At 59.8% G+C, this 13,781-nt stretch carries 12 protein-coding genes; 11 read left to right on the top strand and 1 reads right to left on the bottom strand.

Features of this window, described 5'->3' with window-relative positions; translation table 11 throughout:
* The first annotated feature begins 5 nt into the window (after positions 1 to 5).
* From cheA to AQ981_RS07325, 10 genes are all read left to right on the top strand, one after another.
* Positions 6 to 1,961, top strand: a complete 1,956-nt coding sequence (gene cheA, locus AQ981_RS07370) for a chemotaxis protein CheA (RefSeq protein WP_058911361.1) — start codon at positions 6 to 8, stop codon at positions 1,959 to 1,961.
* A 3-nt stretch (positions 1,962 to 1,964) separates the two neighbouring features.
* Complete coding sequence (gene cheW, locus AQ981_RS07365; protein ID WP_058911117.1) at positions 1,965 to 2,471, top strand: chemotaxis protein CheW; 507 nt, start codon at positions 1,965 to 1,967, stop codon at positions 2,469 to 2,471.
* A 187-nt stretch (positions 2,472 to 2,658) separates the two neighbouring features.
* The gene (locus tag AQ981_RS07360) at positions 2,659 to 4,317 is read left to right on the top strand and encodes a methyl-accepting chemotaxis protein (protein ID WP_058911116.1); all 1,659 of its coding nucleotides are present in this window, start codon (positions 2,659 to 2,661) and stop codon (positions 4,315 to 4,317) included.
* Positions 4,318 to 4,371: 54 nt separating this feature from the next.
* Positions 4,372 to 5,217 (top strand): protein-glutamate O-methyltransferase CheR, encoded by an 846-nt coding sequence (cheR, locus tag AQ981_RS07355; RefSeq protein ID WP_058911115.1) that lies wholly within the window; start codon positions 4,372 to 4,374, stop codon positions 5,215 to 5,217.
* On the top strand, positions 5,214 to 6,260 hold the full coding sequence (locus AQ981_RS07350) for a protein-glutamate methylesterase/protein-glutamine glutaminase (protein ID WP_058911114.1): 1,047 nt from the start codon (positions 5,214 to 5,216) through the stop codon (positions 6,258 to 6,260). Before cheR ends, AQ981_RS07350 begins: the two co-directional genes overlap by 4 nt.
* A gap of 13 nt (positions 6,261 to 6,273) precedes the next feature.
* The gene (cheY, locus tag AQ981_RS07345) at positions 6,274 to 6,663 is read left to right on the top strand and encodes a chemotaxis response regulator CheY (protein ID WP_058911113.1); all 390 of its coding nucleotides are present in this window, start codon (positions 6,274 to 6,276) and stop codon (positions 6,661 to 6,663) included.
* A gap of 10 nt (positions 6,664 to 6,673) precedes the next feature.
* Positions 6,674 to 7,318 (top strand): protein phosphatase CheZ, encoded by a 645-nt coding sequence (gene cheZ, locus AQ981_RS07340; RefSeq protein WP_058911112.1) that lies wholly within the window; start codon positions 6,674 to 6,676, stop codon positions 7,316 to 7,318.
* A 98-nt stretch (positions 7,319 to 7,416) separates the two neighbouring features.
* Complete coding sequence (gene flhB / locus AQ981_RS07335) at positions 7,417 to 8,568, top strand: flagellar biosynthesis protein FlhB (protein WP_058911360.1); 1,152 nt, start codon at positions 7,417 to 7,419, stop codon at positions 8,566 to 8,568.
* Positions 8,561 to 10,639, top strand: a complete 2,079-nt coding sequence (gene flhA, locus AQ981_RS07330) for a flagellar biosynthesis protein FlhA (protein WP_058911111.1) — start codon at positions 8,561 to 8,563, stop codon at positions 10,637 to 10,639. Before flhB ends, flhA begins: the two co-directional genes overlap by 8 nt.
* On the top strand, positions 10,639 to 11,097 hold the full coding sequence (locus AQ981_RS07325; RefSeq protein WP_071608829.1) for a flagellar protein FlhE: 459 nt from the start codon (positions 10,639 to 10,641) through the stop codon (positions 11,095 to 11,097). Before flhA ends, AQ981_RS07325 begins: the two co-directional genes overlap by 1 nt.
* On the opposite strand, the gene AQ981_RS27590 is transcribed toward AQ981_RS07325, so the two are convergent.
* Positions 11,059 to 11,313, bottom strand: coding sequence for a hypothetical protein (locus tag AQ981_RS27590; protein WP_154675913.1), 255 nt, complete (start codon positions 11,311 to 11,313; stop codon positions 11,059 to 11,061). The genes AQ981_RS07325 and AQ981_RS27590 overlap by 39 nt on opposite strands.
* 173 nt (positions 11,314 to 11,486) lie before the next feature.
* Between AQ981_RS27590 and AQ981_RS07320 the strand changes: the two genes are divergently transcribed.
* The gene (locus tag AQ981_RS07320) at positions 11,487 to 13,628 is read left to right on the top strand and encodes a TonB-dependent receptor domain-containing protein (protein WP_249226283.1); all 2,142 of its coding nucleotides are present in this window, start codon (positions 11,487 to 11,489) and stop codon (positions 13,626 to 13,628) included.
* Positions 13,629 to 13,781: the final 153 nt, after the last annotated feature.

Below are 13,781 nucleotides of genomic sequence, written 5' to 3'. Positions count from 1 at the left end.
TGAGTATCGATATCAGTGATTTCTGGCAAACCTTTTTTGACGAGGCGGATGAGCTGTTAGCGGATATGGAGCGCCATCTGTTGGCGCTGGAGCCGGAGGCGCCGGACCCGGAACGGCTGAATGCGATATTTCGCGCCGCCCACTCCATCAAGGGGGGCGCCGGCACTTTCGGTTTCCAGACGCTACAGGAGACCACCCATCTGCTGGAAAATCTGCTGGATTTTGCCCGGCGCGGCGAGCTGCGGTTGAACGCCGCGATCATCAGCCTGTTTCTGGAAACTAAAGACATCATGCAGGACCAACTTAACGCCTGTAAAAACGCCCAGGATCCCGATATAGACAGTTTTGCCGGTATCTGCGACGCGCTGCGTCAACTGGCGCTGGAAGCGGCCGGGACGGCGTCGGCCAGCGCGCCGCTGACGGTAGTTGACGCCACCCGCGACGCGCCATTACTGCGGGTGGTGCTGAGCCAGTTGCAGGGCCGGGAGTGCGAGCTGTTACTCGAAGAGCTGGGCAATCTCGGGCAGGTGACGCAGATACTGCAACAAGACGCCGCTAAGCTGGATGTGGTACTGGAAAGCAGCGTCAGCCAGGAGGATATCGCCGCGGTACTGTGCTTTGTTATCGAACCGCAGCAAATTGTTTTCGCCGCGCTGGAGGAATCACCGCAACCGGCCAGTGAACCGCCTGCGCCCCGGATCGCGCCGACGCCCGTCCGCGACGCTGCGGAAAAGACCGCGCGCGCGCCGGAGTCCACCAGTATCCGGGTGGCGGTGGAGAAAGTGGATCAGTTGATCAATCTGGTCGGCGAGATGGTGATTACCCAGTCGATGCTGGCCCAGCTTTCCGGGCAGCTCGATCCGGTGACGCACAGCGAACTGATGACCAGCATGGGGCAACTGGAGCGCAACGCCCGGGATTTGCAGGAGTCGGTGATGTCGATTCGTATGATGCCGATGGAGTATGTGTTCAGTCGTTTTCCGCGTCTGGTGCGCGATTTAGCCGCCAGGCTCGACAAACAGGTTGAACTGACCCTTGCGGGCACTGCTACCGAGCTGGATAAAAGCCTGATCGAACGTATCATCGACCCGTTAACGCATCTGGTGCGCAACAGCCTCGATCACGGTATTGAGACCGCGGATCAGCGGCTGGCTGCCGGTAAACCGGCCTGTGGGCAACTGGCCCTTTCCGCCAGCCACCAGGGGGGCAATATCTGTATTGAAGTCGCCGATGACGGCGCGGGTCTGAACCGCCAGCGCATTCTGGCGCGCGCCCGCGAGCAGGGTATCGCGGTCAACGAAGCGATGAGCGACGACGATGTGGCGATGCTGATTTTCGCCCCCGGCTTTTCTACCGCCGAGCAGGTGACCGATGTCTCCGGACGCGGGGTCGGGATGGATGTGGTGAAGCGCAATATCCAGCAGATGGGCGGCCAGGTTGAAATCGCCTCACGACCCGGTCGCGGAACCGCGGTGCGGATTCTGTTGCCGTTGACGCTGGCGATTCTCGACGGTATGTCGGTGCAGGTGGGGGATGAGATATTTATCCTGCCGCTTAGCGCGGTAATGGAATCTCTGCAGCCCGGTCCGCAGGCGCTGCATCCGCTGGCCGGTGGGGAACGGATGCTGGAAGTACGCGGCGAATATTTACCGCTGATAGAACTGTGGAAAGTGTTCGATGTGCAGGGCGCCAGAACCGAGGCTACCCGCGGCATCGTGGTGATTTTGCAGAGCGCCAGCCGCCGCTACGCGCTGCTGGTGGATCAGCTTCTCGGCCAGCACCAGGTAGTGGTTAAGAATCTCGAAAGCAATTACCGCAAAGTGGCGGGTATCTCCGCGGCGACGATCCTCGGCGACGGCAGTGTGGCGCTGATTGTCGACGTTGCCGCGCTACCCGGGCTGAATCATGAACTGCGCCTGGCGACCAGCGACGCCGGCGCGTCAACGTTGGTGGCAGGATAAATCATGACAGGAATGAGCAATGTGACCCGCCTGGGCGGTGAGCCCTCCGGGCAGGAGTTTCTGGTCTTTACGCTCGGCAACGAAGAGTACGGTATTGATATTCTCAAGGTCCAGGAGATTCGCGGCTACGATCGGGTGACGCGCATCGCCAGCACTCCGCCGTTTATTAAAGGGGTCACCAACCTGCGCGGGGTGATTGTGCCGATTGTCGATCTGCGGATTAAGTTCGCCCAGCAGGCGGTGGAGTATAACGACAATACCGTGGTGATTGTGCTCAGTTTCGGCCAGCGGGTGGTGGGAATTGTGGTGGATGGCGTCTCCGACGTCCTGTCGCTGACTGCTGAGCAGATCCGCCCGGCGCCGGAGTTCGCCGTCACTCTGTCCACTGAGTACCTCACTGGTCTCGGGGCGGTGGGCGAACGAATGCTGATTCTGGTGAATATTGAAAAATTGCTCAACAGCGAAGAGATGGCGCTGGTGGACAGCGCCGCCGCCGTGGGCGCGCCGTAGTTATTTCACTTCGGGTGGTTGCGCCTGACGCCGCCCATCCCCTCAATGCCTGTCGCTCCAGGTTCCCGGCTCATGCGCCGCCGGCAGTCGGGCAGTGAGATATCCCTCATCAGCGCGCGGGTAACCCTAAAGTTCCCGCGCGCTTTGCCGATAACGCCATCACCAGGAAGAGAGTGGGGATTGGGAAATGTTAAATCGGGTTCGTATCGTCACCATGCTGATGATAGTGCTGGGCGTGTTCGCGTTACTACAGTTGTGTTCCGGCGGTTTGTTTTTTAAATCGCTGCAGCGTAGTGAGCAAAGTTTTTCGTTGTCCCGGGAGTTGCGGATGCAGCAACTGGAACTCAACAAGACGTGGACGCTGTTACTACAGACCCGCATCAATCTGAACCGCGCCAGTTCACAGATGCAACTGGATGGCGACCATTTCCGGGGCATCGCCCCGACAGAACTGCTTAATCGGGGCCGTCAGTTACTGGCCGAGGCGGAGCGCTATTACCAGTGGGTTAAGCAAAACACTCTGCCAGGCAGCGGTCTGGCCGCGGCGGCGAAAGATCTTGACGCCCGCTATCGCGATTTCCACCAGGTGCTGACTGAACAGAATGATTTCCTGACCCGCGGCGATATGGCGGCGTTTTTTGCCCAGCCGGCCCAGAGCATGCAGGACGCCTTTGAACAAAGCTGGCTGAATTATGAAGCGCACAACGAGCGCCTCTGGCAACAGGCTTACGAGGATAGCCAGCGCGATTATCGTTATGCCAAATGGCAACTGATCGCGTTGGTCGTGGTGATTGTCGCGGTACTGATACTGGTATGGTACGGCCTGCGCCGGGTTCTGCTGCTGCCGCTGGCGGGGGTCATGGCCCATATTCGCGCTATTGCCGGCGGTAACCTCACGGAAACTATTAGTGTGGACGGGCGCAACGAAATTGCCGGACTGGCCGCCAGCGTGCGCGATATGCAGACCGCCCTGAGCCGCACCGTGGCCAGCGTGCGTGAAGGGACTGACGCTATCTACAGCGGCACCAGCGAAATCGCCACTGGTAACAACGATCTCTCGTCGCGTACCGAGCAGCAGGCGGCCTCTCTGGAGGAGACCGCCGCCAGCATGGAACAACTCACCGCCACGGTAAAACAGAATGCCGGAAACGCTCGCCAGGCGTCACAGTTGGCCGACGCCGCCTCGGAAACCGCCCGCAAAGGCGGACGTGTGGTGGAGGGCGTGGTTAACACGATGCATGATATTTCCGGTAGCTCACGCAAAATTGCCGATATCACCGGGGTGATCGACGGTATTGCTTTCCAGACCAATATCCTGGCGCTTAACGCCGCCGTTGAAGCGGCCCGAGCCGGGGAACAGGGGCGCGGCTTCGCGGTGGTCGCCGGCGAGGTGCGAAATCTGGCGCAGCGCAGCGCCCAGGCGGCGAAAGAGATTAAAGCGCTGATTGAGGACTCCGTGGCGCGGGTGGATACCGGTTCGGCGCTGGTGGAAAGCGCCGGGGAGACAATGCGCGAGATTGTCAGCGCCGTTACCCGGGTCACCGACATCATGGGCGAAATCGCTTCAGCGTCCGATGAACAGAGTAAAGGCATCGATCAGGTAGCGCTGGCGGTGTCGGAAATGGATCGCGTCACCCAGCAGAATGCCGCGCTGGTGGAACAGTCGGCCGCCGCTGCCGCCGCGCTGGAGGAGCAGGCGCGCCGCCTGAGCGACGCTGTCGCCGTCTTCACCATCCACACGCCGGCCAGCGCGCCGCGTAAGCCGACGCTGGCGACCGCCACCGCTGGTGAGACATCGCCAGCAGGCCCGCGTACCAGTGCCGAAGAAAACTGGGAGACCTTCTGAAGCGCCGCGTCGACGGCATTTTCTGTTTCGTAACCCGGGAGCACACAACGTCCAATGACGCGATTTTCTTCAGCGCCGCCAGGCCCGCTGATTGTCCTGAGCGACAACCAGTTCCGGCGCATCAGCCAGATGATCTACCAGAGCGCCGGTATTGTGCTGGCGGGTAACAAACGCGACATGGTTTACAACCGCCTGGTGCGCCGCCTGCGCACCCTCGGACTGGATGATTTCGACCGCTATCTCGCCCTGCTGGACAACGATAGCGCCGGGGCCGAATGGCAGGCGTTTATCAATGCCCTGACCACCAATCTGACGGCATTTTTCCGCGAAGCGCATCATTTCCCGATCCTCGCCGGGCATGCCCGGCAGCGCGGCGCTGAGTATCGGGTGTGGTGCGCCGCCGCCTCCAGCGGCGAAGAGGCCTGGTCTATCGCCATGACCCTTGCCGATGCCCTGGGGACCGCCCCCGGCGGCTGGCGAATATGGGCCAGCGATATTGATTCCGGGGTACTGGAAACCGCGCAGCGCGGTGTCTATCGCCAGTCTGAGCTAAAAAATCTCTCGCATCAGCAGCTCCAGCGCTATTTCCTGAAAGGGACCGGTCCCCACACCGGGCTGGTGCGGGTACGCCCGGCGCTGGCGGAGCGCACCAGTTTCAGCCGCATCAACCTGCTGGATAAGGAATACCCGCTGAGCGGGCCGTTTGACGCCATATTTTGCCGCAACGTAATGATTTACTTTGACCGGGCCACTCAGCAGGCGATTCTGCGCCGCTTTATACCGTTGCTCAAAGCGGATGGGCTGCTGTTTGCCGGCCATTCGGAAAACTTCAGCCACCTGATCTCGCAATGGCGACTGCAGGGCCAGACGGTGTACGGGCTGAATAAGGAGCGCAGATGAACAAGATCAGAGTCCTGTCAGTGGATGATTCCGCGCTGATGCGCCAGTTGATGACCGAAATCGTTAATAGCCATCAGGATATGGAAATGGTGGCGACGGCGCCGGATCCGCTGGCGGCCCGGGATTTAATCAAACAGTGGCGCCCGGACGTCCTGACGCTGGATGTGGAAATGCCGCGTATGGACGGGCTGGACTTTCTGGAGAAACTGATGCGCCTGCGTCCCATGCCGGTGGTGATGGTGTCATCTCTGACCGCCCGCGGTTCAGAAGCTACGTTGCGCGCTCTCGAACTGGGGGCGGTGGATTTTGTGACCAAACCGCAGTCGGGTCTGCGCGACGCGATGCTCGCCTGGAGCGACGCGATTGCCGAGAAAATCCGTACCGCCTCCCGGGCGCGGATTGCGCTGCGCCCGGCGCCGGCGGCGCAAATAACCCGTACCGGCCCGGCCATCGGCGCGGAAAACATCATCGCCGTCGGCGCTTCAACCGGCGGCACCGAGGCGATTCGCCATCTGCTGGAACCGCTGCCGGTCAATGTCCCGGCGCTGTTGATCGCGCAGCATATGCCGCCAGGGTTTACCCGCTCCTTTGCCGCCCGGCTGAATAAGCTGTGTCGGATTAGTGTGAAAGAGGCGGAGCAGGGCGAACCGGTACTTCCGGGGCATGCCTACATCGCTCCGGGGGATCGCCATCTGGAGCTGGCGCGCAGCGGCGTAAGTTATCAGCTGGCGCTGCATCAGGGGCCGGCGGTTAACCGCCATCGCCCCTCGGTGGATGTGCTATTCGAGTCGGTGGCGCGCCATGCCGGACGCCATGCGCTGGGGGTCATCCTCACCGGTATGGGACATGATGGCGCGGCGGGGCTGCTGGCGATGCGCCAGGCGGGGGCCTGGACGCTGGCCCAGAGCGAAGCCAGTTGCGTGGTGTATGGCATGCCCCGGGAGGCGGTACGCCTCGGCGCGGTGGATGAGGTGATCGATCTACAGCAGATAAGCCAGCGCATGCTGGCAAAACTCAGCGCCGTTGCGGCGTCAGGTATTTAACGAAGGAAACAGTATGGCGGATAAAGAACTGAAGTTTCTGGTGGTGGATGATTTTTCAACCATGCGGCGCATCGTACGCAACCTGCTTAAAGAGCTGGGGTTCAGCAATGTCGAAGAGGCGGAAGACGGCGCCGATGCCCTGAATAAACTGAACGCCGGCGGGTTTGGCTTTGTGATTTCCGACTGGAATATGCCGAATATGGATGGTCTGGCGTTGCTGAAAGCGATCCGCGCCGATAGCGCCACCGCCGCGTTGCCGGTATTGATGGTGACGGCGGAAGCCCGCAAAGAAAACATTATCGCCGCCGCCCAGGCGGGAGCCAGCGGCTATGTGGTGAAGCCGTTCACCGCGGCTATCCTGGAAGAAAAACTGAATAAAATTTTCGAGAAACTGGGTATCTGAGGAGGCGGCCATGAATCCATCTAACCCTGACGGGGCGGATATCCACGCCGCCGGCGACATTATTGTCCGTATTGGCAGTCTGACCCGCATGCTGCGCGAAAGCCTGCGCGAGCTGGGGCTGGATCGGGCGATCGCCGAAGCGGCGGAAGCGATCCCGGATGCCCGGGATCGGTTGGACTATGTGGCTCAGATGACCGCCCAGGCCGCCGAGCGCGCCCTGAATGGCGTGGAAGCGGCTCAGCCTCATCAGACGGCCCTGGAGGCCGGCGCCCGGGGACTGGAGACGCGCTGGGATGCCTGGTTCGCCAGTCCGCTGACGCTGGACGATGCCCGGGCGCTGGTCAGCGATACCCGCCAGTATCTGGCGCAGGTGCCCGACCACACCCGCGTCACCAGCGCGCAGTTGCGGGAAATTATGATGGCCCAGGATTTTCAGGACCTGACCGGCCAGGTGATTAAACGCATGCTGGATGTGATTCAGGAAATTGAGCGTCAGCTGTTGCTGGTGCTGCTGGAAAATATGCCCGATACGCCGACGCGCCACAAAGCCGCCGGCGAAGGGTTGCTCAATGGACCGCAGGTCAATGGCGCGGCGGCCGGGGTGGTCGCCAGTCAGGATCAGGTGGACGATCTGCTGGATAGCCTGGGGTTCTGAACCGCGAATAAAGCCGCCATTTGTGGGCCTGTTTTCACCATTAGCCGCCGCCGGCTCTGGCATGATCGGGCAGTATTTTTGCCCGCGAGTGGATGCCGGTGTCAGAACACAGCGATCAGGAAAAAACTGAAGACCCCACACCCCATCGCCTGGAAAAAGCGCGAGAAGAGGGGCAGATCCCCCGTTCCCGGGAACTGACCGGCTGGCTGATGTTGCTGGCGGGGCTGAGTATTCTCTGGGTGGGCGGCGAAGGGCTGGCGCGCAGTCTGGCTGCGCTGCTGGCCGGGGGGCTACGTTTTGATCACCGGCTGCTGAGCGATAGCGCCGCCCTGGTTCAGCAAATGGCGTTATTGCTCTCCCGGGCGGCGTGGGCGCTGCTTCCGCTCATTGTCGGCCTGGTGCTGGTGGCGATTGGCGCTCCGATGCTGCTCGGCGGGGTGGTATTAAGCGGTAAGTCGCTGCAATTCAGCTTTAGCAAACTTAACCCGCTGAGTGGGTTAAAGCGTCTGTTTTCCGCCCAGACGGCGGCGGAATTACTCAAAACTCTCCTCAAAGCGGCGCTGGTCGGCTGGGTCGCCGGTATCTGGCTGTGGCACAACTGGCCGGAAATGCTGCGCCTGATTGCCGAGCCGCCGCTGCTGGCGTTGAAAGACGCCCTGAATCTGGTGGCGTTCAGCAGTCTGCTGGTGGTGCTGGGACTGGTGCCGATGGTGGCGTTTGACGTGTTCTGGCAGGTGCGCAGCCACCTGAAAAAACTGCGCATGACCCGCCAGGATATCCGCGATGAATTTAAGGAACAGGAGGGCGATCCGCACGTTAAGGGTCGTATTCGCCAGCAGCAGCGTGCGGCGGCGCGACGGCGCATGATGGCCAGCGTACCGACCGCGGACGTGATCGTGACTAACCCTACCCATTATGCGGTGGCGCTGCGCTACCGGGAAAACCAGATGAGCGCCCCGCAGGTCGTGGCGAAAGGCGCCGGCCTGGTGGCATTGCATATCCGCGAACTTGCCGTCCGGCACCGGGTGGCGCAACTGGAAGCGCCGGCGCTGGCCAGGGCGCTGTACCGCCATGCGGAAATCGGCCAGCAGATCCCCACGCAACTGTATGCCGCGGTGGCGGAGGTACTGGCCTGGGTCTGGCAATTGCGCCGCTGGCGCCAGGTGGGGGGAATGCAGCCGCCGAAGCCGGCTAACCTTCCGGTACCGGCGGCGCTGGATTTTTTAACGGAGAAGGACACTGATGACTAACCTGGCGGCACGCCTGCGACTGCCCGGCAACCTGAAATCCACCCAGTGGCAGATACTCGCCGGACCGATTCTGATCCTGCTGATACTGTCGATGATGGTACTGCCGCTGCCGGCATTTGTACTGGATCTGCTGTTTACCTTTAATATTGCGTTGTCAATTATGGTGCTGCTGGTGGCGATGTTTACCCAGCGTACCCTCGAATTTGCCGCTTTTCCGACGATTTTGCTGTTCACCACGCTGCTGCGGCTGGCCCTTAACGTCGCCTCGACGCGGATTATCCTGATGGACGGCCATACCGGCGCGGCGGCGGCGGGGCGGGTGGTAGAGGCGTTTGGCCACTTCCTGGTGGGAGGCAACTTCGCTATTGGTATCGTGGTGTTTGTGATTCTGGTGATCATCAACTTCATGGTGATTACCAAAGGCGCCGGGCGTATCGCCGAGGTCGGCGCGCGCTTTGTGCTGGACGGGATGCCGGGTAAGCAAATGGCCATCGATGCCGATCTTAACGCCGGGTTGATTGGCGAAGAAGAGGCGAAAAAGCGCCGCGCCGAAGTGACGCAGGAAGCTGATTTTTACGGCTCGATGGACGGTGCCAGTAAATTTGTGCGCGGCGATGCGGTGGCCGGGCTGATGATTATGGTTATCAATATTGTCGGCGGGCTGCTGGTGGGGGTGATTCAGCATGCCATGCCCCTTAGCCAGGCGGCGGAAAGCTACACCTTACTGACCATTGGCGATGGGCTGGTGGCGCAGATCCCGGCGCTGGTTATCTCCACTGCCGCCGGGGTGATCGTGACCCGGGTTAGTACCGAACAGGACGTTGGCGAGCAGATGGTGACTCAGCTGTTTAATAATCCGCGAGTTATGCTGCTGAGCGCCACGGTGCTCGGATTGCTGGGACTGGTCCCCGGGATGCCGAACCTGGTGTTTCTGCTGTTTACCGCCGCGCTACTGGCGCTGGCCTGGTGGCTGCGCGGTCGCCAGATGCAGCCGGCAGCGGCCCGGGCGGCGCCGAAAACTGTGGAAAGCCCGCCGGTTCAGGAGGCGTCGTGGAATGATGTTCAAATGGAAGATGTACTCGGCATGGAGGTCGGCTATCGGCTGATCCCGATGGTCGACGTTCAGCAAAATGGCGAGCTGCTCGGACGTATCCGCAGTATCCGCAAGAAATTTGCCCAGGAGATGGGTTTCCTGCCGCCGGTGGTGCATATTCGCGACAACCTCGAGTTAGCGGCGGCGCGCTACCGTATTCTGATGAAAGGCGTGGAGATTGGCGGCGGCGAGGCCTGGCCTGGACGCTGGCTGGCGATTAACCCGGGAACCGCCGCCGGCGAACTGCCTGGCGAGAAAACCGTCGATCCTGCGTTTGGTCTTGAGGCGGTGTGGATTGACAATGCTCTCAAGGAGCAGGCGCAAATTCAGGGATTCACGGTGGTGGAAGCCAGCACGGTGGTGGCGACTCACCTGAACCATCTGATCGGCCAGAATGCCGCCGAACTGTTTGGCCGCCAGGAGACCCAGCAATTGCTCGATCGCATCAGCAGTGAACAGCCAAAGTTGACCGAAGAGCTGGTGCCCGGCGTTGTTTCCCTCACCACGCTGCACAAGGTGTTGCAGAATTTACTGGCGGAAAACGTGGCGATTCGCGATATGCGCACCATTCTTGAGACTCTCGCCGAACATGCCCCGCTTCAGAGCGACGCCCATGAACTGACCGCGGTGGTGCGGGTCAAACTGGGGCGCGCGATTACCCATCAGTGGTTCCCCGGCGACGGCGAAATTCAGGTTATTGGCCTTGAGGCGGCGCTGGAGCGGCTGCTGCTCCAGGCGCTGCAGAGCGGTGGGGCGCTGGAGCCGGGGTTGGCGGATAAACTTCTGCAACAGACCCGCGAGGCTATCACCCGCCAGGAGATGGTTGGGGCGCCGCCGGTACTACTGGTCACTCATGCCCTGCGCCCGCTGCTGTCGCGCTTCCTGCGCCGCTCGATTCCACAGATGGCGGTGTTGTCTAATCTGGAACTGCCGGATAACCGTCAGGTGCGGATGACGGCAATGATTGGCGGGCAGTGATGCCGCTGCTGTTAATACTGCTGGCGATGTGGGCCGGTAATGCGTCAGCGGGTGGACAGGCAATGTGGACCGCCAGCGCCGTAGGGCCGGTGGTTGCGCAGCGCGGTGTTCGCGTGCTATCGCCGCTGCTGAAACCCCGGGAGAAGGTGAGTGGCAGCATTACTCTGGTGGCATGGCGATACAGTAGCAGCGCACCTATGCCTGTTGCAGGAGAAGTAAAACTGTGCGCCGCTGGGCGCTGTATTGCTCTCGACGGCGCATCAGGCGCCACCCGTGAGCTGGCCGGCGCCGAGGCCGGGGAGCCTCTACGGCTGGTCTGGTATTTGCCGGGGGCAGGGCGGCTGGTAAAGCCGTGGCGCATCACCGGCATTCAGGTGATTGTTAATTATGCCCCGCGACCGGAACTGGCGGCATCCGGTTTATGGCGTGACGGTAAAGAGCGGTATGGCAGGAAATAACCCCTTAAGAACTATCTCGCGTCCTGTCTGACGAAATAATCCCGTTGAGTAACGGAAATAACCCATCGTCATCATTATTTCTCCGGGTTGAAAGTGAACGCTTAATTTTTCTGCCCTGGCGGAGTTCTGAACGAATAAGTGCCTGCCGCGTTTTATAGCGCCTTGCGGAATTTTCAGCTCTGTTTTTGCCTCCGCGGTGTTATTTTTATTATCCATTTATTTTCATTTACTTAACAACCTTTGCCATGAAAGTGATCTCCATCGCGTTTTGTCTATGTAAGGAATTGATAATAATTATCATATTAAGTTAAATTCTCATCCTCATAACGATGTTGTTTCTCATTTCCTTTATGCGCAGCGATAGTGCCGTCAAATTCCAGGAGACATGGATGAAATTAAATACAATAACCCGCCGAATGAGAATGGGTCTGATGATCCCGGCTCTCGGGATGGCTGCTCCGGTAATGGCGGAAGAAATAACCGACAGCAATGAAGATGTCATGGTGGTTACGGCGTCGGCAATTGAACAACGCCTGAAAGACGCGCCGGCCAGCGTATCGGTGATTACCGCCGCAGAACTGGAGAAGAACATTGGCAAATCTGCCACCGATCTGGCCGATGTGCTGGAGCGGGTCGCCGGGGTGTCAAAAGCGATCGGCACTGACGTCAGTTCCGGTATTCAGATCCGCGGCATGCCAGCAGCCTATACGCTGTTACTGGTGGACGGTAAACGCGTCGGCTCCAGTAACGGGATCAAGAGTACCCAGCAGAACTATTTTGATGATATCAACTGGATACCGGTAGAGACCATTGAGCGTATCGAAGTTGTCAGGGGACCGATGTCGGCGCTGTATGGCTCTGATGCCATGGGCGGGGTGGTGAATATCATCACCAAAAAGAATAGCGATGCCTGGCACGGGTCGTTAACCGCCGGCACCCGCCAGCCGCAGGATTCCGATCGCGGCGATACCAATACCTGGACCGGGAGTATTGGCGGTCCGCTGGGCTACGGATTCGATCTGCGCATGAACGGTTCCTGGAACAAGCGCAACGCGGATAAGAGTGATACCAGCGCGCTGCGCTGGGGAAGCGGTCTGGAAGGGAAAAAAGTTTACAGCTATGGGGCGGAACTGGGCTGGGATATTAACAGCAACCACCGGGTCTCTCTTTCAACCCAGCAGGGGACCGAGGAAGGTATCCAGGGCAGCAGCGTTGACGGCGACACTATTAACCTGCGCGGCGTCAGTAAGCTGGAACGCGAAAACTACGCCATGGATTACCGGGGAATTTTCGATTTCGGCAGCGCGAAGTTGAGCGCTTACCAGAACAAATATAAAAACGCGGTAAAAGATGTGCCGCTGATTGCCAACGGGGTGGCCATTGGTAACCATGACACCAAATTGTGGAGTCGGGAGCGGATTGTGGAAGGCGATATTAATCTGCCGTTCGACCTGCTGCTGGCGCAAAACCTGACTCTCGGCGGGCAGTGGAAGAAAGAAGAGCTGGATAATCCGCGCTCGCTGGGCGTTGAAGCCAACTCTCCGGATACTTACGGTAACCACTACGCCAAAGCCACCAGCAAAGGGGTATTTATTGAAGATCAGATTACCCTGGTGGATGACTTAACCCTGACGCTCGGTCTGCGTCGCGATCATACTGACTACGGTAATCGCACCACGCCGCGCGCCTATCTGGTATGGCAGGCCACCGATTATCTGACTTTGAAAGGCGGCTACTCCGAAGGGTTCAAAGCCCCGAGCGTTCGCCAGGCCAGTACCGGCTTTATTGAAAGTTCCCGCGGCGCTGGCTGCAACGGCTATGCGGAATATACCGGCGGCGGCTGCTATACCATGGGCAACGATAACCTGAAGCCGGAGAAGTCGGAAAACTGGGAAATCGGCGCGATCTTTGACTACGAGGGCTGGGGCGCCGGGCTGACCTTCTTCGACAGCCGCTTCAAAGATAAAATCGCCACCGCGCCGATTGGCTATATTCCAGGCGATGCTTCAGGATCGTTCTGGCTGGAACGGGTTAACCTCGACTCCGCACGTACCCAGGGGGTGGAAGGTAACCTGACGATCCCGCTCATTCAGGAGCCGATGGGGCCGTGGATGCAGCGCCTGTCGCTGAGCAACAACTTTACCCGGATGATTAAAGCCGAGGATTCGCTGGGGGTGATGCTGGTGACCACGCCGAAGCTGGCGACCTGGTCCTCGCTCGACTGGCAGGTTAATAAGGATGTCAGCATGTCATTGACCGCCCAGTACTACGGGAAAATGCTTGGGCTGAACAGCAAAGCGGATCAGGAATCGCGCGGCAATACCGCAACGGCGCGGATCCGTAATGCCTATACCATTTACGGGGTCTCCGGGCAGTACAAAGCGACAAAGAACCTGAAGTTCAACGTCGGGGTCGATAACCTGTTCGATAAAGATCCGGTGTCGTCGGAGCCTTCCGGCAGTGCGACCAGCGGTAATAACTATTATGTGCCGGGGCGTACCTTCTATGCCTCAATGACCGCCTCGTTCTAATCGCGACGCGTTTTGGGCGACGGGGGTAATTTCTCTGCCGTCGCTGTGTTGCCTGTGGCCTGCGCCGCAGGCTTTTTTTTGTCTCTGCGCTGCGCTCTGACCATCGCCAGCATGGCGATATAAAAAAGCCCGTCGCGATGGACGGGCCTTGTC

Origin of the sequence: Entomohabitans teleogrylli, assembly GCF_001484765.1 — a bacterium.
In the GTDB taxonomy this organism is placed as follows: domain Bacteria; phylum Pseudomonadota; class Gammaproteobacteria; order Enterobacterales; family Enterobacteriaceae; genus Entomohabitans; species Entomohabitans teleogrylli.
Note: the sequence above shows the minus strand (reverse complement) of the source record. Positions and strands in the feature narration are given on the sequence as shown.